The sequence below is a fragment of the Fluviicola sp. genome (genome assembly GCF_029266855.1).
Taxonomy (GTDB): Bacteria; Bacteroidota; Bacteroidia; order Flavobacteriales_D; family Crocinitomicaceae; genus Fluviicola.
Window position 1 is genome coordinate 950,306 of sequence record NZ_JAQSWB010000001.1, and the last position, 20,974, is coordinate 971,279.

Genomic DNA, 20,974 nt, shown 5'->3' on the forward strand with positions numbered 1-20,974 from the left:
AAACATTATGAAAACAATACTTTTTAAAAATCTGTCGGCAGCTGCATTTACACTGCTTACATTCCTGGCAAACAGCCAAACAACTGCTATGAACTTTTCAGGAGTTGACTGCAACGGAAACAATGTCGACTTATTTTCTGACCTGGATGCAGACAAGGCCGTGATGCTCATTTTTTATATGCCGAACTGTGGTTCTTGTCCGCCGGTTGCAACCAAAATGCAAACTATGGCAAACAATATCAACTCCACTCATCCCGGATTAGTGAAAGCCTATGCATTTCCTTACCAAAACAGCACCACTTGCGCTTATTCTGCCAGCTGGGTAACAAATAACAATTTGCCCTTATTCCAGGCAATGGATAGTGGAGCTGCCCAGGTTGCTTATTACGGTGGTTTCGGGATGCCGACTGTTGTATTATTGGGTGGAAACAACCACGATGTACTTTTTGTGACCCAGGATTTCAACACTTCGGATACAACAACCATGCGGGATTTAATCCTGACGAATTTTACAGCAGGATTACCGGAGCAAAACCTTGTCCAAAACTTCAGTGCTTACCCCAACCCTGCTTCGGATCTTGTAAACCTGAGCTTCGAAGCCCTGCAGGGTGCAGAGTTCATTATGCAGTTAACGGATCTTTCGGGAAAAACAGTGCTGTCATTTGAAAAAGAAAAACTGAACAAAGGATTGATCGAAAAACAGATCGATCTGACGGGTCTTCCTGTCGGAACGTATCTTTTGAACCTGCAAATGAACGAAACCCTGATTACGGAGAAAATTCATGTGGTTCGCTGATTCCGGGAAAAAAATCTATAAGCAATTACTGGTGGTTGTGTTTTTAAGCACGGCCACCGGTAGCGCTTATTCGCAAACCTATTTTCATTCGCCGAACAATACGCTGGTTGCCAATACAACAGTAAACAATTCGGTAACGATGAACATTACACAAGTTCATCCGGGTAATGACACCCTTCAATTCGTCTGGGAAAAACTATCACTTTCCTTTCCGGCTGACTGGACTGCTACAATTTGTGACAATACTACCTGTTATCCGTCACTGATAGATAGCTCAACAACTTTACCCGTACTTCCCGGTGATGACGGGTTTATGCTGGTTCACTGTTTTCCGAATACAAACTCCGGGACCGGTATCATCCGTTACCTCATTTACGAGATCAGCTCGCCCTTGCAAGTTGATACACTGACATGGATCATACACGCAGGATCAACTGCCGGATCGGACAAACCCGATTCAAAACCCGCATATACGTTAAATGGAAATGACTTTCAGCTAACTGAAACCGGTAATGGATATGCAAACTTGTCCCTACTCGATTTAAGTGGAAAAGAAGTTTTCTCGGCAGGCATTTCACCAGGCGCACCCCTGGCTATTCCAGCTCTCCCATCTGCATTTTATTACCTGGTGCTTAGCGGCAACAACAAGATTATTCGTCAAAAAATATGGTACTCAACAAACTAACTTTTACAAAGGCATTGCTATTCCTGTTCCTTTGCATTTCAGGAAATTATTCTGCGCAAAATGCGCTTTATATCCCGCCTGCATTGACGGGAACTTCCTTTAATCTCACTATACAATCCGGAAATACCCAACTTTACCCGGGAAATCCTACCCCGACTTACGGTATCAACGGTTCGTTTCTTTCGCCGACCATTATTGTCAACAAGAATGATGTTGTGACCCTGAATGTCATTAACAACTTAAACGTTGCAACGACCATGCATTGGCACGGTTTACATGTAGCCCCCGAAAATGACGGTGGACCTCATCAGTCGATTCCCGCTGGAACTACCTGGAGTCCTTCATTTGAGATCTTAAACAATGCCGGAACTTTTTGGTATCATCCGCACGGCGAAGGAAAAACAGAATTGCACGTTGGAAAGGGACTCGCAGGTTTATTTATTATTCACGATCCTGCCGAACTTGCTTTGGCATTACCCCAGGCTTATGGAGTAGACGACATTCCGCTGATCGTACAAACGAAAGCATTTGATGTCCTTAACCAGATTGCCATAGCTGATCACATGGATACAGCAGTCTTTGTGAACGGAACGTTGCATGCTGCAGCTGATCTGCCTGCACAGGTAGTCCGTTTGCGCTTGTTAAACGGCAGCAGTATGCGCTCATTTTATTTCGGGTTTTCCAATAATATGACCTTTTACCAGATTGCCACAGACGGAGGTTTAACAGCAACTCCTAACGCATTAACACGTTTATTACTCGCTCCGGGCGAACGTTCCGAAATCCTTGTTGATCTAAGCGGAATGAACGGGCAGACACTAAATCTGATGAGTTACGGCTCCGAAATGCCTAATGGAATTTTCGGTTCCCCCTCGGTTGGTTCCGGAGCAGATACCATGGACATGTATATGGAAAACTTCCTGAATGGTGCCGATTTTAACCTGGCGGAATTTACCGTTGTACCGCAAACTGCAAATCCCGTAACTACAATTCCAACGAGCCTGGTTCCCTATCTTCCTTTCAGCGAAATGGATGTAACGATTAACAGAACATTGGTATTCGACACCATTACTCTCCTCCCGGGCGACATTCCAAATCGTGCAGAAGGACCATTCGGAATCAACAATACCACTTTTCACATGGATTCGGTCAATATTATGGTTCCGCTTAACTCTACAGAGCTCTGGACATTAAAAAACAATACCCTGATCGCTCATCCTTTCCACATCCACGACATTCAGTTTAACATCATTGAAAAGAATGGAACTACTCCGCCCGTAAGTGAGCAAGGCTGGAAAGATGTTGTTTTGGTCATGCCTGAAGACAGCGTTAAATTCATCACCCGCTTTACCACCTTCTCGGATGAAATGGTGCCGTATATGTATCATTGCCATTTGCTGCATCACGAAGATGACGGAATGATGGGTTCCTTTTTGGTCTTCGATCCCTTTGCCGCAATTAACGAGCATGAAACCTTTGCTTTTGCCGCTTATCCAAACCCTTCATCCGCGGAATGGAATATTTCGGGAAAATGGGACAAAAAAGAATTCAGCATTACACTGAATGATTTACAGGGCAAAGAAATTCTCATGCGCAGTTTTTCAGGTATATCCTCCGGAGAAAGTATTACTGTTCCAGCCTCGGAATTAGATAGCGGAATCTATTTTTTGACCATCACCAACGGAAAAGAAACCCGGAAATTGATGCTGACGAAGAATTGATCATCTTACGCTTCCTTCACCAGCTTCTTTTTTAATTCCTTAATACCGGATTTAATAAATGCTTCCTTGTCCTTTTTTACTTCTTTGAGGAATTCCTTTCTTCCAGGCGGAATCACGGAGTATTTATCTGCCCAGAGATGTATTTCAACCATTAAGGGCAAAAGATCAATTCCTTTTTCGGTGAGCTGGTAGAGAACCTTTGCTTTGCTTTCCGGGTGCGTTAACTTGGTAATAATCCCGTTTGCCTCGAGCATTTGTAACCTGTTTGCTAAAATATTCGTTGCTATTTTTTCTTCCGATTTGAGGAAATCCCCATAAGTACACTGCATCGCAAACATTAAGTCACGAATAATCAGCAAAGACCATTTATCTCCCCAAATATCCAGCGAACAACTGATCGGACAATCCGACCTTCTTTTTGTATCCATTACACTATTTATTAAAAAACCACTTGCATTTCAAAAGTTATTTGTAATATTACACTTGCAAAACGCAAGCGAATATATTGAATTAAATCCGAAGCGCAACGAATCCTCGGAGAAAAAACACCAATTATGAAAGCATACGTCCTTAATAAATACAGTAAAAACGCAAGTTTAGTATTAAGCAACATGCCTGTTCCCGAAGTAAGGGAACACGATGTATTGATTGAAATCCACGCTGCCGGTTTAAACCTCCTCGACTCTAAAATTATGTCGGGTGAGTTCAAACTGATGCTCCCTTACAAACTCCCACTGATCCTCGGACATGATGTGGCTGGTATCGTAAGTAAAGTCGGTTCAAAAGTCAGCAAATTCAATGTTGGCGACGAAGTTTATTCCAGGGCTTCCGACTACCGCATCGGGACCTTTGCCGAATTCATTGCTATTGACGAAAAAGATGTTGCACACAAACCGGAAAACCTTTCCATGGAAGAAGCCGCATCCATTCCGCTGGTAGCTTTAACTGCCTGGCAGACTTTGGTGGAAGAAGCAAATCTCCAAAAAGGACAGCAGGTTTTTATCCAGGCCGGTTCGGGAGGAGTCGGGACGATTGCCATTCAACTGGCAAAACATCTTGGAGCCAAAGTTGCAACCACTGCCAGTGAGAAAAGCTTCGACCTGTTGCGAACACTTGGTGCGGATATTTTGGTCGATTACAAAAAACAGGATTTCGAGGCTGTTTTGAAAGATTATGACCTTGTTTTAAACAGCCAGGACAAAAAGACGCTTGAAAAATCACTGCGAGTAGTCAAACCGAACGGAAAAGTCATTTCCATCTCCGGTCCACCCACTCCCGAATTTGCAATAAAAATGAAAACTTCCTGGTTTCTGAAATTTGTCCTGTCACTGATCAGTTCCGGAATCCGGAAAGCGGCAAAGAAGCTGAATGTTGGATATTCTTTTCTTTTTATGCGGGCTGACGGAAAGCAATTAGCCGAAATCACCAAACTGATTGAAGCAGGTACCATCAAGCCGGTAGTTGATAAAGTTTACCCTTTCAATCAACTCAATGAAGCGATGTCGTATATAGCAAGCGGCCGGGCAAAAGGGAAGGTGGTTGTGAAAGTTAAATAAACTGACTACTCATTGATTGCCAGATATATTAATAAAAAACAAAACGCCCCGACGATGAATGTCGGGGCGTTTTGTTTAAATCGGTTGCTTGGTCTTTACTTTTTCCAAACCATTAGTTTTTCAATGTAAACCTTGTTTCCAGCCCTCACTTCAACCATAATGAATCCGCTTGAGATCATATCCGGTAACTGAACAGTCAATTCATTTGATCCCCTCAGGCTTGTATAGGTAGTATTTCCTATTACTTTCCCGTCCATGGATTTGAGTACTACCTCAACCTTGTCGTCAAAGGAGTTAATAAACTTCAATTGGAATTGATCGCTTGTCGGGTTCGGATACAATTGCATCTCTTGTCCCGAAGTGACAGAACCTTGATCTAAATTGTTTGATTTGTTACCAAACATGTAACAATCCGTATAGAAGAAATCCTGGCAATATTTATTCTCGCATTTTTCGCCATTGCTTGCTACTCCGGAAACTACCATACAAATCGAATAGCTATGATTGACCTGAAACTGGAAAACGAAGTTCTGTCCGGATCCCATCTCAACATTATCTACCAACCATTTGATCTCAGTGATATTGACACACGTTGGATCCGAGGCGTAGGTGAAGAGAAATTCACAACTTCCGGTTTGTGTCATCGAATAAAGCGGTTCCAATTTGCATTCGCATTCGGATTTACACGTCACCTCGATTGTTTCGCAGATTTTTTCCTCACAAAGAATATCACCTTTATCGTTTCGTACAATTACTGTAAGACACACGTTGTAACTATCAGATGCACCGTAAATATGACCGGCTGCTTGCCCCATAGATGTAGTACCATCACCGAAATCCCAGTGATATTCTACGAATTCCAAACATTCCGGTCCACCTGAAATACCTTCGAATGTATACATACACGTTGCTTCGTCTAAGGAGTATCCGAACTCCGGTTTCAATTTGCATTCACAACCTACACAGACTACTGTTACTTTTTTGCAATAGGTTTTTGAACAAAGAATCACCCCTTTACTGTTGCGCACAATAACCTCCAGACAAACAGTATAAGTACCGGCTGCTGAAAATTGGTGATCAGTGGTTTGACCGTTTCCTGTTGTTCCATCACCAAAATTCCAATGGTATTCTACTAATTCATAACATTCCTGATCACCGGAAAATCCTTCGAATGTGTAAGTACAAGTTGTTTCATCCAGCGAGAAGCTGAACGCTGGTTTCAATTCACATGGACAAGAGCTAACCGTACAGCTTACATCTATTCGTTCACAAATAATGTCTGTACACAAAACATTACCTTTGTTATCATATACAGTAACCTTCAGACAAACATTGTAAAGACCGGGTGCCTGGAACACATGAGTGGGTGCTTGTCCGCTAACTATCGTTCCGTCGTCGAAATTCCATTCATATTCTACGAATTCCAAACAAGCCGGACCACCTGTAAATCCTTCAAAGCTATAAGTACAAGTCCCGTCAACCGAATAAGTAAACACAGGTTTCAAATCACAATCACATGGAGGTGTGCAGTTTGTGACTACCGTTTTACAGATCTGCTGCGAACATATTTGTCCTGCTAGCGTAGCTGTTACAGTTAGGCAAACCTGGTGAGATCCCGCAGTTGGGAAGCTATGTGTAATATTACTTCCTGTAGCAGGTACTCCATCCAAAGTCCAGCTATATGTAATGTCTTGCAAACAAGAACCACCACCATGTTCTCCGGTGAAAGTGACCTCACAGGTTGTATTGTCGATAATAAAATCGAAATCCGGATTAAGTGTACAGTCGCAGGTATCGCAAAACTCGGTAATCGTCATAGAGGAGCTTGACGTACAACCGGTCATGTTATCCGTAACTGTCAACGAGACGGTTCCTGGTAAAGTCGTCCAGATAACCGTAACGTCTGATTGATTGTCAAGACCCGCAATTCCGCCTCCGCTTATCGACCATTGGGCTGTTTGGCCTGGCTGCAGGTTTGTTACATAATTCCCGGTAGCACTATTTGCGAAACAAATGGTTTGAGATCCTGCGATATTGGAAGATGTACCGATCTGAACAGTTGTTGAAAGAGTTGTTCCTCCTCCGCTTACTGTAATGGTATACGTTCCCGGAGCAGAAAAAACATGAATCGGATTTTGCAGGGTCGATGTATTGGATGTTCCGGATGCCGGATCCCCAAAGTTCCAACTCCAGGTATTGGAGCAAAGCTGATTGTCGAACTGGTATTCCAAACAAGCTATTTGTTCAAAGAATAGCGAATCCAAAAACACGAAGCTCCCTGTTGCATCAATCAAGTTGGGCATACTATGGGTCAGATTCGTTTGCATTTGCGGGCCGGTTGCCGTATGCAAACAAGCATTCGGTGTAGCGATTGTATTTCTTACATTGGGTGCATGAATTACCTGAACAAAATTTGTTCCGCTGGAAAGATAGATTTTATCATCCGGACCAAGCTGCATAGCACAAGCTGTATTAGATCCCGAATTGGAAAACACCAATCCGGATGTTGCTGGTGAAGGATCGGTAAGGTCATATTGATACAGATTACCGGTGTTCCAGGCACTGCAATACAACAACTTGGAATCCGGACTAAATGAAAGACCATAGCTTCTGATATTATTCAGAAGAATCTGATTAGAGAGCGTTCCTGTAAATGGATCGAAATCAAATACTGCCAATCCCAAAGCGGTATTACCTGACCCTGATCCGATAGCTATTCTCTTTCCGTCCCTGGACGCTTCAAGCGATTGTTGGGAAGGATTGAAAGGCGATAAAGTTTCGGAATGAAAAGTTAAACCGGTAGATGTCAAACTATATATCATGATATAATACTGACTGCCTTTTTTACCGGTTGTCAAAATCCAGTAACCATTGCATGATTTTACGGCAGTAATTCCTTCGCCTCCCATTAATGCCCCATCGAGACCGATCTGATAACCAAGACCAGCAGGTCCTGTAATTGGAACGTTCCAATTGGAAGTCATTGTAGCTAATCCTGCATTTATTTGCACAATACTGAATCTGAACCCATCCGTACCGGGTTCGGTTGTCGCTCCGGCATAGGCACCTGCATCTTTTGTGAACAGGTAATATTGGTTTGGATTCGCCAAATTGGGTAAAATCAGTGCCCCCTTATGCGCAGAAAGATCCGATTTAAGTGGCGCACTAGCGTTGATTTCGGCGTGATTCGCATCCCATACTTTAATTCCGTTCGTATAAAACAGCAAGTCACCCTGCGCATTGCTTTGTACGGCGCAAGCCTCATCAATGTAATTCCCATGAACAAAAGCGGCATTGTCATATACTGGTGCTCCCGAACTAAAGTCCAATCCTCCTCTTTGTCCAAAATACCAATTTCCCTGGTCCAGATTTACCGGTGAGCAGGAATTTATAAATACTGATTGAGTAGATGATACTGAATTCGTTCCATTATTAATGGTCAAGACTACGCTTGCCGGTTGATAAACACCGGTATAGGTATGAGAAACAGTTAATCCGGTGCCAGTTGTACCATCACCGAAATCCCAGGTATAAGTTACTCCCGGACTTGCAATAGCTGTAAAATTAATGGCTGTGTTTACGCATGGATTATAATTACTAACTGTAAAATCTGCCAGAAGACCACCATTGCAGCTAACTCCTGTATAAACCAGGTTATCTGAACTGACCAGGTTGGCACGAAACAAATTAATCTGCGCCAGCATCCGGTCATTCTGACCATTTGTAAAACCGGTCATGCAACCTTCGGAAACATAGTCCATGTAGTTATGAATGTCATCAGGTAAATTCGGTGATTCGTTGCAGGTATTCCATGTAGCAACCGGACAGCCGGCATTCGGACTATTTACAGGTGGTGTATCACACACCTTATCCCCTGCTGTTGAACAATCGGAAGCTGTCATACCCTGGCAACCGCCATGAAAAGTGTGGTAAAGTCCGAGGTAATGTCCTGTTTCATGTACCAATATCCGCCCCAACTGACTGTATGGTTCCAGTGTACTGCAAGAACAGCTGGCTACATCTCCGAAAGCATCGTAAGACATCACGATACCATCTGTGGCACTGGTAGCAAGATCCGGGAACATAGCGTATCCTAATATTTTTTGTCCCGGAGGTAAGGTATTGGATGTAATTCCTTTCACCACCCAGATCTTTAAATAGTTATCTGCCGGCAGTGTACTTCCAATAGACATTAATGCGGTTTGCTGCGCGACATTGTGATTTGTCAATGAGGAATTCGCATAATGAAAGATCCCCGGAGTCGTGCTGGTGATTCCCAAAGGAATACTCATCGATATCAAATTCTGCGGCCCGTTTTTAGTAGCCAAACAAAATTGAATTCCGTAATTGTCATAGTAGTCATTCAGAGCATCTATCTGGCTCGTCACCTGGAGATCCGTAATATTCTCCGGGCCATTCTGATGAACCACATATACAACCACCGGAATAATCAGGTTGGCGCTCAGTGATTTTTCAGTTCCCTGGGCAGAATTCTTTTTCTTTTCCCGAATAAAGTCATTGATCCACAGATCGTGTTCATTTATTCGATCCTGGACCGCAGGATTTTTTCTGATCTGTTCATGCATCAACTCATCAAAATAACAATGGGCATTCGATGACTTTTGAACCTGCTGTCCATAGGCGAAGAGCAGATTCAGGCTTATCAATAGGGATATAAACACCCTTTTAGGTAATCGTTTTTTCATAGCGTGTGTTTTGTTTTAAGTTTAGATTATAAGTAAGGGAAATCATTTACTTCAGATTCAGGGTGGCGAACCGAAAAGCTGCAACTGAAGATTTCTCATGGTATTTGGTAAAGTTTCTCATTCATTTGTGATAGGGTTTTATTTCTAGTGATCAATCAAGACAAGTATAAGATTATTTTTTTTAATTTGTTTCTATGAATCTATATAGATATACACAGAGGCCTTTCCTGGAGCCTGTGAGGTACCTTTCGTTGATTCAGATGATATCAGAAAGAATCCCAATAGCTATCAAACTGAAAGCATTTATATAATCTCAAAGTAAACAGACATTAACCATCCTGTTTTCTATGGTATTATTACGAATATCTAAAAATAAATCAAACCTCATGATTCCGGGTTCTTCGTACGCCAAACCGGAAATGATTACACGGAAATAGATTTGGTCAAAAATTCCATTATTCGGTATCACGAAGAATAAAAAATAGCTTCTCTTTGGTCTATTGATCAGTTACTCTATCACTGTGTATTATCTAACAACAAACAAATCAAATCTCATGAAAAAAACACTTATCCTAATTAGCTTAATTAGCACTGTAAACTTTGTTAATGCTCAGGAATGGGCGGGTGCTACCGGCACAACCACAGGAAACATCTACCGCACCGGAAATGTGGGTCTCGGAACCACAACAGCTCCAGGGGCTTTACTGCATGTACAAACTTCAACCGGGCTACCCTTTTTATTGGAGCGGACAAGTATCGGTCATATGAACAATTTTAAAATAGCCTTTACGAGCACACCTGTTTCGGGTTTGAGTTTTGGTGGAGGATCAACTATATTTCATGCTGCCAATCCCCAGGCAACCTCGGATATGGTCTTTATAAACGGTACAACTACTTCAGCTCCGCGAATCGTATTTAAATCCAGTGGAAATCTTGGTTTGGGTACTGACAATCCGACGCATGGTTTACATCTGCACGGAAAACAATTGAAGCTTTCCGGGCAATCAGGTTCGGGGAACATTATATTCGGTGATGCGACTGAAACAACCAACGTTTGGGGCCTCGAGTACAATGCCTATACGCCGGGAAGAGAGGGGTTAAATTTCTGGAAACCTACCGGAAATCCGGGTGGATCTGGTAACTATTACTTGTTTTTGCACAACAATGGAAATGTGGGGATCAATACAAATAACCCGCAAACCAATTTTCATGTGAACGGTAAATGCCTGATCGGTGATGACAATACTGCTTTACCTGGAGTATACCGCTTATATGTACAGGGAGGAATTCTAACGGACCAGGTTAAAATTGCAGTTAGAAACTCCATTAACTGGGCTGACTACGTGTTTGAACCTAATTATAAACGAATGAGCTTACCTGAATTGGATGTTTACCTGAAAACGAACAAGCATTTACCAAACATTCCTTCGGCGAAAGAAGTATCTGCGGAAGGATTTGAGGTTGCTGAAATGACTAACCTGTTGTTAGAGAAAATCGAAGAGTTGACACTTTACGTTATTGACCAACAAAAAGTAATCTCAGAACTTAAAACAGAAGTTGAAAAATTAAAAAACAACTAAAACTACGGCTATGAGAGGTATATCCTATTTTATATTAAGTACTCTGCTGATCCTAAGTTTTTCTTCTTTCTCACAGAGTAATTGGCAGCATGTCGGTCCTGTATCGACCAATCAACAAAACGGTAACTTATTCGAAACATCACAAGTGGGAATTATTGAGGTAGATCCTCTTAATTCGAATCACTTGTTTGCAGGTGGCCCCTTTGCAGGTCTTTGGGAAAGTTTTGACGACGGTGCAAACTGGACGACTATTGAGGCATCGAATGCGATCGGATCAAATGGAATTTCAACCATTACCTTTATCAGTTCATCTGAAATTTTAGTATCCAATGCCTTTGTACTTGGTCGTTTGGGGGAAGTCAGTCTTCCCGGAGACGGAAGACACCACGGGTATTCTACCGGGATCTATAAATACAATTTTGTAACGGATCAATTTACGGCTTGCGGTGCCTTACCCAATCCCAATAATCTTAAATTTTCCATTCCCACTGTTACTGTTCACCCTTCCATTCCAAACCTGGTTTTTGCCTGTACTTCCATGGGTTTGTTTCGAAGCACCAACATGGGAACTTCATGGGCACAGATCACAACGAATTACGTGGAAAACATAGTGTTTGTCCCAACTAGCGTAGGTATGCATTTATTTATCGGAGGCGCTCTGAATACAGGTGTTTATCAGCCTGAAGGAGCAATGTCCGTTAAACGGTCTACAGACAATGGACTCACCTTTACGGAGATCGGGAATAATTATTCCGTTCCGGCTACCTATGTTCAAAAAGGTTTGGCAAGACTTTGTATTAAAACTACTGCAAATGAAACCTATGTTTATGCTTATGCGTTGATGATCGATACTTATTTAAATAATCTAAATGAAGTTACAGAAAGAGAAAAAGCATACCTGCATAAAATTACTGTTACCAACGCAACCGGAGCAGTTGGCTATGGTGCCACCACTTTTATCGGTTCAGCAAGTGGAGGTTCTTCAGGGTCTTATGCCCGTATGGCTTTTGCTTATGATCAGACAAATAATGGTCTTTGGTTTGGTGGAATGTATTTAGGTTATCATTACCTGAGTACAAACTATTCAAACTATAATGTCCGTACGCTAAATACCCAAACAACAAATGGTTATGTTCATATGGATATCCATTATATTAAAATCGTGAACTCAAAAATTTACGTTGCGTGTGATGGAGGTGTTGCCAGGGCAGATAACCAGACACCTTTCACTAATATTGATAATGTTTATTTTACAGGAATCAATAACAAACTGAACGTGGCATTGGTGAATGGTTTTTCCGGAACCGATTCCAACCCGGATCTTTACGCAATTGAACAGCAGGATATTGTTAATTTGGATTTATTCTCATCTTCAAGCAGCAGTTATGTCCCTCTCCAAACTTTCCCGGTATGGGAATCTGATGGTCCATTGATTGATAAATTCGATGAAAATTACATCATAGCGGATCAATCTTCTTATTCTAGTCCTCCGCATCATGTGGGATATAGAACAACCACTAATCAAGGAGTTAATTGGAGTGCCTTGAAAAAATATTATCTTCCGGTAGCAGGATCCAATTCATTTGAGAAGTCGGAAACCATGACTGATGGAGAAATAGGATTCATCGGACGGCCATTTTTCCAGGATCCCTACCGTCCGAATCGTATTTTCAGAGCAAAACACCGTTCCGGGATTCACCAGTATATTAAAAATCCCGTTAATGATACTGCTAGCTATTTCGTTTTAAAAATATGGCCTTCGGGAATTGAGCAAATAACAGGTGCTTTTGGAATTCAGGGTTGGGGAAATCCAAGTGCGATGTCGTTTTCACCGCTTACAAAAAACAGTTTGCATTTCACTTTTGACGGCGGAGTAAACAGCAGACCGTCGGTAATTAAGTACATTGGACCAGACATCGATGATTGCTGGTTGAATCACAATATGGCTACTTACACCGTGAACAATGTTCAATACCCGCAATGGGTCACCATTACTCCCGCATCTGCGTGGGCTGGCTTAGGAATAACAGTTGCAGAGCAGGAAAAGATGACTTTTCACTCCATCGAAACCAGTCCTTGGGATCCGAATGTGGTGTATGTCGGGGTTTACATCCCTGATCATCCAGATATGAAAGTCCTGAAGTATAACGGTACTTCCTGGTCAAATTATTCAACTGGAATTCCAAATGAGGACATCGGCCACTCCATGATTATGGACCGCCAATCAAACGATGCAATCTATATTAACACGCATAGAGGAGTCTATTACAGATCGGCAAGTTCCACCCAATGGGAGTATTACGGAGTCAACTATCCAAAAATCCGTTCAGCTCAAATGGAAATAAATTATGCTGAAAACACACTCAGAGCAGGTACTTTCGGCAGGGGTATCTGGAAGTCAAATTTGTATTGTCCTGCAAGCCCCTTGAGTGTGTCATTTTGTACAAATTGCAATGCAGGTACACCAAACAACTATTGGGAAGGGACCACAATAACTATAAATTCAACAATCTTGAACAATCAGAAGCGGATCATCCGAGGCTCAGAGTCTATTGTAATCACCCCAGGAAAGTCGTATACACTCTTAACACCGGATAATAATGTCAACAACTATTACCTGGCATTTATTCATGGCTGTAACCCGGATCTTTTGAATTCATTCAAGATGGTCGCACCTGCTTCCGAAGAAAGTGATTCCCCGGACTTAAGCTTTATGTCTAATCCTGACGAACAGGACATCAAATTGTACCCGAATCCAAACGGAGGTGTATTTAAAATTGATATCGACAGCGAAACATCTTATGCAGTAGTTATCTATAATTCCATGGGACAACAAGTATTTCACTCTGCTGAAACCCGAATGGAGCAATTTGAAGTAAATGTTGCGGATCTTGAAAACGGAGTCTATTTTATTCGCTGTTTCAATGCAACTGACAGTAAATCTGCAAGCTTTATTAAACAGTAGAATTCCGTTAGTTTGAGAATAAGTTTAGAAAAAGTCCCGGCATTAATGCCGGGACTTTTTTCTTTTCTCCCGGAAGGATAAGTAACAATAAAAAAGTGCAATCACTTATGTAATTGCACTTCTCTATTTAAGTTCTATTGTTTATTGTCCTAAGGTACAACCTGAATCACCTTATTCAATGCACGGTACTTGCTTCGGATCTTTCCGCCTTCACTGGTTCCCTGGCTTACATTCGTTTCATTCGTTCTGTCCATATAAACAGTTGAAGTCCCTAAGGAAAGTGAACTCAATCCATTTACTCCCATAATAATGTTTGTGGCTCCCAACTGGTTTTGATAGAACAGGGCATCTTGTCCCCAAACCCATGAACCGATAAAGATACCAACGGATTGGTTTGCTGCCAGCGGACTTCCAAGCCAGGTAAAGGTATTTGCCTGTGACTTCACAATGGTGTCGAAACTCGGCTGGAAAGCAACGCTGTCCAATGTTGGAGTTGCATTGATGAATTCGGTGCCGTCTACGTCTTTGTAATTAAAGGTGCCTGAAGAGATTTTCCCGGCATATTCCTTTACGTGACCTACATAAAAACCATTGTAAGTCATTGCGTCACCATTGAAAGTAACGGTTGCACCATTGGTTAATTCCAGGTTTGTTCCGGTTGGCCCTCCGAATTTAAACCGGGCAACAACCACCGTTTTATCCTCATTCTTATCATAGAATAATTCGTAATCGGTATAGATCTTGTCCTGGTTTACATCTTCTGAATTCTCTTTCTCACAGGAAACAAGTAAAAAAGGAATAGAAAATAATGCAATTGCCGTTTTAATAATGGAATTCCATTTTTGAGTAGTAGCTCTTTTCATTTGATTGATTTTTTTATGGGTGCTAACTTACAAAAAAAATCACAACTCAAACTAGTTAATTAATTGTTGGTTAAGAGCTTGTTTTCAAACCGATATAAAGCTATGCAGTGCTGACACCTTGATTTTTTTCACGCAGATGGCGCAGATTTCGCAGATTAATAAAATTGCAATCCTGCCCGATTACCCGACACAAAAAGCAGGAGAAATACTTATTATAAATTTCTTTTAGAGCTTTCAATCGCGATGAACTCCGGTAAATAATCAGGAGTACAGCCTTTTGATACCATTTGGCCTTTATAAAGCCCCGTTTTCTCTCCCACTTCGATACAACGTGTGCGGTATTTTTTATCAAAAACTCCAATCCATCCAGCTGCGAAATTCATTGCCCATTGTACTTCGGGTTCTTCTTTTTCAATTTGTTTTTCAATGGCAGCAAGTAATGCTTCGGTATTCGGAGGCGGCGTTTGTCCCATCCAGCGCAAACGTGCCTGGTAATACCAAAAGACGCGTCTTTGAAGTGCAGAAGGGCTGTTTTCCCAGGATTCCATCAGCGCTATCAATTTTTTGTCTTTCGAAAGCTGGTTTGCCATCAGCCAATCTATGAGTTGATTCCGCTCGTTCAATGGATGAGCCTGCATGTCCTTGTCCAGTTTATCAATTACATCCTGTGAAAGCTGCTTGTTGTCCATGATCAGGATGGCCAGCTGCCGGGGCAAAAATTTCCCGGTTGACCACAGTTCCATTGCCAGTTCGTGATCCTTTTTGATCTCCTTGGCAATTTTCCGTAATTCTCCGAGCATGGTTTTAGCGGTGATCTGATCCAGGATCTTTTCTGCCTTTGAAGAAAGTTTCATATTCGTCCTTTTTTAAACATATCAACTAATCGGCTGTTTCATTCGAATATAAACCATTTTTTGGGATTGGTCAATATACCAGTTAGATCTGCTAATTCGAAGTTTGAGATAGGGTTCTAAAAAGCACGAGCAAGATGCTCGCTCTTCTCCATGGAGAAGGATTTAAGATCTCTTTTGCCTCTTCAATTACAAGCGATGCGGTTGCCACCCTCCTCAATCCTCCCTCGCAGGGAGGAGGTCTTGAGATCCTCTTTATTTTTCTATCAATAATACTTCTATTCTCAAGATTAGGAGACTGATTCAGTTTCCCTCCTTGAGGAGGGAGACTTGAAATCCTCTTTTTACAACAATTTTCAAAGCTCTATTCTTTTCCCTTCGGGAGATTCATAGTAGGGACATTTCGTTTTCAGGTGGACGACATATCCCCTGGAGCCATTCTGCCGGATTAAAATGTATGTGCCCATCTCCCATTTTTTTTCCTTGAATTGTGGTTCTGCAATGAGGCGGAATTGATCATTATACACCCCGATCAGTTCGTTCTGAGTTACATAAATTGCTTTTTCGTAAAATTCCACACTTTCAAATTCTATAGGTAAAACAAGCTTCCCTTTCATATCAATCAACCCACATTTACAATCTTTGTAGGCCAGATAATAACCATTATCAACCGATAACTCATCGTATGCCAGCGGGATTATTGTTTCGCCTTTGTGATTCAAAACACCAAACTGATTGTTCCTTTTGACAATAAACCGTTTGATTCCCCAATAATAGATATACTCGTAATTCTTCAATTCGGTGATTACTTTGAAATCCTTACTGAACACCGTGCAATCTTTTACTTTGTATCCCCAATTCCAATGTGTGTTAAGCCTGAGTTTTTCAAGCTCACTGCTATCCTGATAAATCAGGCCAATATACAGGCTGTCATGAATGGGCTTTACCTCATCATATACCAGATCGATCAGCATAGTTCCCTTTTCATCGATCAATCCGCATTTTTTATTTTTTACGACTTTGATGTAATGTCCAATACACTCCGGATATTCAGTGAAAACAGGTGGAAACAATTCTTTTAAGTCCGAATCCAGCAAACCAATCTTGCCGTCTTTTTCAACGAGCAGTATGTTGCTAGCTCCGTAACTACTCCAAAGTCTCTGAATATTATCAAAACCTGCTGAAACCAGTATGTTACCTTTTATATCAACCAAGCCCACTTTGTTGTTCTCACCGTAAAACTTAAAGCAGCGGTTAAACTCACTGAAATCACGTAATTCAAGCCCAAGTGACGAAAAATCAGTCCGATTGATATAATCCGTACTGCGTAACCCTATTTGCATTCCATCTATATGAGCACTATCCACTGCAGTATTGTATGCTTTGACTATTTTACCCTTCCTGTTTCGCCACAAGTAGATGTTTATTGGTGGAGTCTTATGGTCAAACCACGATCCACCCCGGGGATGTATCCGGTCATAATGTGTTCCTTTCTGCAGCCAATGATCGTAATGGGGGATAATAATGAGTTGTAAGCTATCTTCGTTAAACGGAAAATACATTGTTTCCGGAAAAGCAGAAAAAAGGAATACGTCTTCCGATTGGGGCTTCCCATAAAAGTGAATAAGTATAAAAACGAAGACGACTATTTTTTTAAGATTCATAAAAGATCGTTAGACTTCCAATACAGCCGTTTCGATGTTTCGTTCATTATCAAAATTTCGATTCGGGAGATGAATCCGATTTTGAAGGATCTGAAGTAGATCTGCTGAGTGATTCTCTATGCCACCTCCCTTAATCCCTCCTCTGCGCCTATGCTAAAGCTCCGGCGTAAGCATAAAGAGGGAGACTTGAAATCCTCTTCTTACAACAATTTTCAAAGCTCTATTCTTTTCCCTTCGGGGGATTCATAGTACGGAATGACCCAACAAAGATAAAAGCCTTACTTTTTGGCATCGCCCCAAAAAGTAAGCAAGAAAAAGCGATAGCTTTTGAAGACGAACAACGACAAGCGTTAGTGCGAAAGTTGTGAGGTGAGGTAAGGTCTAGGCCTTTACTCGAAAGCTGGAAAACTACCTGTTTATTCACTCTTTCAACGAAAATCAAAACAGTTTTCATTGATTTTTACAGCAGACCACAATCCCCCGATTGCGGATTCCTATTTCTTGCATAGACGCGGAAATTGCTGTTTCACTGAGGAACGAACGATCGAAGAATGAAGCCTTTCCTTTCTGCAACCGATTCTGGAAAGTGCTTGTCATTTGGGATCCTGATCCCGTCTTTCCGTTAATCGGTCAGAAAGGGAAGACTGCTTGACGGGCAAGCGGGAAAAGCATTTTTGCTTACTTTTTTTGCTTCGGAAAAAAGTAAGAAGAAAAATAAGATCTGAAGTAGGCTTAGAATGATCTTCTTTTCTTTTTGTCTTGACACAAAAAGAAACAAAAAGGTCAAGACTGTACATCCATCGCTTGAGAACTACGCTGCATTTCACTCCTACCTCAGAGCTTTCGTTTTTCAAACGGCTCTTCGTCACCCCTCTCGATCTCTCCCGTATCGTTCCTCATGGGACGGACTTCATAGGAAGAAGTGGATTGAAGTATCCTTCCTCCCCCTTTACCATCGACTAACGCCTTTCAGGCTAGTCTCAGTCTTCATTCGCTATCGCGAACTCTCCCGCCTCCAAAGGGGGAATTTTAAATCCTCTTTAGCGGAACGAAAATCAATACTTTTTTCTTTTCACGACAAAACCCGGACAAACAGCCCTGAAGAAATTCCCCGATAAGTTTAATCGCTACTTTGTTTCCATACTAAAACTTCAAAACTATGTTAAAGAGAACTTCATTACTCGGCTTCATTTTGCTGACGCAGGCCGGGGGACTGTTCGGGCAGGCCAGTCCTTACGGAACAGGATCGATTTTCAACCAGGTATTGGGTGATCTGCAGGATAACTCGGTCATTTTCGAATCCAACACCGGCTTGGGAAACAATGGTTTCTTCCCGGATCCTTCCTCCATCCTTCCAACTGCTACATTCGATGTTTATGTACCTGCAAGCTACGACGGTTCCGAACCCTACGGCTTGATCACCTATATCTCTTCCACCAATGACGGCGGAATAAAACCGGAATGGATACCCGTACTGGAATCACACAAACTGATCTGGGTTGCGGGTGATAATCTCGGGAACTCCCAGCAGCTTGATATCCGTTTGGGTAATGCGTGGGCGGCGGTTTACCGGATGAAAGAACTCTTCAATATCGACACCAGCCGCATCTATACCTCCGGTCAGTCGGGTGGTGCACGAATGGCGCAAACGCTGGCCTATATTTATCCCGAATGGATCAAGGGAACGGTTCCGATCTGCGGATCAGCTTACCCGACGGAAGTAGCACAAGATTATGAAACACAGGATCCCGACGGACATTATGAAGTCATTTTTGATTTTTACCAAAGTGAGATAGACTACATCAAAGGATTCAACCAGCGTTATGGGATCATGACTTCGTTTAACGATTACCGCGAAGGAGATATCATGAACATCTACTACAATGGTTTCGAACAGAACGGTTTTGAGGGAAAATTCCTGGAAACCGCCGGAAATCATTGCGCCACTACTACCCAACACTTCCGGGACGCCATCAACTTCGTGGAACACCCGGAGGTGATGATACAGAAAGACGATTTTACGAATGTACAACCCGAAACAGGAACGGATTATTTCAAAGCCGGAGCAACAGTCTCCGGTGGTCTGTGCGTGCTGGATGCAGATCCTGCAACCAGTGATTCTTCTGCCTACCTCAAAACTACTTCCGGGTTTAAATGGAATAACCCCTACGGAACGATCCTCTCTGCAAACACCGGCTGGACAGGATCGGCAGGTAATGATCCGATCCGTTTGGGATGCTGGGAATACAGCAGCGATTCGGCTTATTGTATCAATAACGGATTCAATCAAACCGGCGAAGGAAAAGGATTGGTGGTGGCACTTTTCAGAACAGCTTCCACTACCCATGCGGCAATCATTGCTTCGAAGGCAGGAATAACTGACACGCTTTTCTCCGGGCAATTTTCCGATTGGGACGGAAGTACCCCGCTTCGCGTAAAATGGCATTTGTGGGATGCTGAATGGCGTGTTGAATTTGATAAACATTTTGCATCTTCCGCTGCAATGAATGCGCAGATCCGCTTACTGGATGATCACCGCGCTGTGCGGATCCGCTGGTCGGAGATGAACGGAAATACGGGTTATTGGACTGCATCGGATTGGGCAAACGGAGCTTATTTTATGGCAAGTACTCAAAAATCGGACTCTTCCAATGCCAACGTGAGCCTCGACAACCTGGAAATCCGCTCCGGGAACGACTCTGTATTCATTGATCCTGTAGCGGAAGTAAGTATCGTCCAGGATGAGCATAGCCTCGTGGCCACACCCGGGTTTGCCTCTTATCACTGGTCACTGAACGGCCAGCCGGTAGCAGAAGGCCCGGACAATATCCTTCAGAATATAGCGGAGGGAACTTATACTGTTGTGGCGGAAAATAACTGGTCGTGTTCAACCGGCTCCAATTCGGTAATTATCAGTTTTGCAGGCTTGAAGGATTTTCAAAATGGTATTTTCAGCGCTTACCCGAATCCTGTTTCCGGTTCCCTGACGATTAAACCCTCCGACGAACTTCCGCATGCTTACCGATTGTATAGTGTCAGCGGGACGCTACTGCATGAAGGAACATTCGAAACACTTACTGTTTTGCCGGTACAGCATTTGGTAAAGGGAACTTACCTGCTGAGAATAGACGAAGGTGAAGCGAAACTGATCGTAAAGGAATAATTTATACAAAGATGTAATTCAAAAGAGAGGCTGTCTATTTTTTTAGACAGTCTCTTTTGTTTATCACAAACTTAGCCGAACGATAGCACCACCACATTTTGTGCTTCACTGCGTTTCGCATGTTTCTTTTCTTTTTGTCTTGACACAAAAAGAAACAAAAAGGTCAAGGCTGTACATCCATCGCTTGAGAACTACGCTGCATTTCGCTGTCTACACCCCAACTCGCAAACGCCATTAACGAATTCTTTCTACGAAAGAACCCGATGGCTGAACTCAAACAGGGGTTCGACCGCGCTCCATTCCGTTTGTTCTCTTATGCGACGGACGTAAGGCCATTAAACGGATTCCCCAAACAGCTTACGCCGCAGACAGATTTTCCTTCGGAGCTATTATGCTTTGAAAAATTGATAAAAACAACTGCTGT

General features: G+C 42.4%; 12 protein-coding genes. 7 read left to right on the forward strand and 5 right to left on the reverse strand.

Going from position 1 to position 20,974, the window contains the following annotated elements; genetic code table 11:
- The first annotated feature begins 7 nt into the window (after positions 1-7).
- The 3 genes from K0S23_RS04410 to K0S23_RS04420 are packed head-to-tail and all read left to right on the forward strand — an operon-like array spanning position 8 to position 3,202.
- Positions 8-796, forward strand: coding sequence for a T9SS type A sorting domain-containing protein (locus K0S23_RS04410; RefSeq protein WP_300354818.1), 789 nt, complete (start codon positions 8-10; stop codon positions 794-796).
- Entirely contained in the window at positions 783-1,481 is a 699-nt protein-coding gene (locus tag K0S23_RS04415) for a T9SS type A sorting domain-containing protein (protein WP_300354821.1), read from the forward strand. Before K0S23_RS04410 ends, K0S23_RS04415 begins: the two co-directional genes overlap by 14 nt.
- A complete protein-coding gene (locus K0S23_RS04420; protein WP_300354824.1) occupies positions 1,463-3,202 on the forward strand; it encodes a multicopper oxidase domain-containing protein in 1,740 nt (579 codons plus the stop codon). Before K0S23_RS04415 ends, K0S23_RS04420 begins: the two co-directional genes overlap by 19 nt.
- A gap of 5 nt (positions 3,203-3,207) precedes the next feature.
- Here the strand turns inward: K0S23_RS04420 and K0S23_RS04425 are convergent, their stop codons facing one another.
- On the reverse strand, positions 3,208-3,630 hold the full coding sequence (locus tag K0S23_RS04425; protein WP_300354827.1) for a helix-turn-helix domain-containing protein: 423 nt from the start codon (positions 3,628-3,630) through the stop codon (positions 3,208-3,210).
- Between the two features lie 126 nt (positions 3,631-3,756).
- Here K0S23_RS04425 and K0S23_RS04430 point away from each other — a divergent pair, with 126 nt between their 5' ends.
- Positions 3,757-4,758, forward strand: coding sequence for an NADP-dependent oxidoreductase (locus tag K0S23_RS04430; protein ID WP_300354830.1), 1,002 nt, complete (start codon positions 3,757-3,759; stop codon positions 4,756-4,758).
- Positions 4,759-4,853: 95 nt separating this feature from the next.
- Here K0S23_RS04430 and K0S23_RS04435 read toward each other — a convergent pair whose 3' ends face one another.
- On the reverse strand, positions 4,854-9,464 hold the full coding sequence (locus K0S23_RS04435; protein WP_300354833.1) for a PKD domain-containing protein: 4,611 nt from the start codon (positions 9,462-9,464) through the stop codon (positions 4,854-4,856).
- 554 nt (positions 9,465-10,018) lie between these two features.
- Between K0S23_RS04435 and K0S23_RS04440 the strand changes: the two genes are divergently transcribed.
- Positions 10,019-11,044: a hypothetical protein gene (locus tag K0S23_RS04440; RefSeq protein WP_300354836.1), complete on the forward strand. Its 1,026-nt coding sequence runs from the start codon at positions 10,019-10,021 to the stop codon at positions 11,042-11,044.
- 10 nt (positions 11,045-11,054) lie between these two features.
- Positions 11,055-14,009 (forward strand): T9SS type A sorting domain-containing protein, encoded by a 2,955-nt coding sequence (locus K0S23_RS04445; RefSeq protein ID WP_300354839.1) that lies wholly within the window; start codon positions 11,055-11,057, stop codon positions 14,007-14,009.
- A 149-nt stretch (positions 14,010-14,158) separates the two neighbouring features.
- Here K0S23_RS04445 and K0S23_RS04450 read toward each other — a convergent pair whose 3' ends face one another.
- The 3 genes from K0S23_RS04450 to K0S23_RS04460 form a co-directional block, all read right to left on the reverse strand.
- Positions 14,159-14,872 (reverse strand): hypothetical protein, encoded by a 714-nt coding sequence (locus K0S23_RS04450; RefSeq protein WP_300354842.1) that lies wholly within the window; start codon positions 14,870-14,872, stop codon positions 14,159-14,161.
- A 212-nt stretch (positions 14,873-15,084) separates the two neighbouring features.
- Positions 15,085-15,726 carry a DNA alkylation repair protein gene (locus tag K0S23_RS04455; RefSeq protein ID WP_300354845.1) on the reverse strand — a complete coding sequence of 214 codons (642 nt, stop codon included), beginning with the start codon at positions 15,724-15,726 and terminating at the stop codon, positions 15,085-15,087.
- A 353-nt stretch (positions 15,727-16,079) separates the two neighbouring features.
- Positions 16,080-17,285, reverse strand: coding sequence for a WG repeat-containing protein (locus tag K0S23_RS04460; protein ID WP_300354847.1), 1,206 nt, complete (start codon positions 17,283-17,285; stop codon positions 16,080-16,082).
- A gap of 1,261 nt (positions 17,286-18,546) precedes the next feature.
- On the opposite strand from K0S23_RS04460, the gene K0S23_RS04465 reads away from it, so the two are divergent.
- Positions 18,547-20,550 carry a T9SS type A sorting domain-containing protein gene (locus tag K0S23_RS04465; RefSeq protein WP_300354850.1) on the forward strand — a complete coding sequence of 668 codons (2,004 nt, stop codon included), beginning with the start codon at positions 18,547-18,549 and terminating at the stop codon, positions 20,548-20,550.
- Positions 20,551-20,974: the final 424 nt, after the last annotated feature.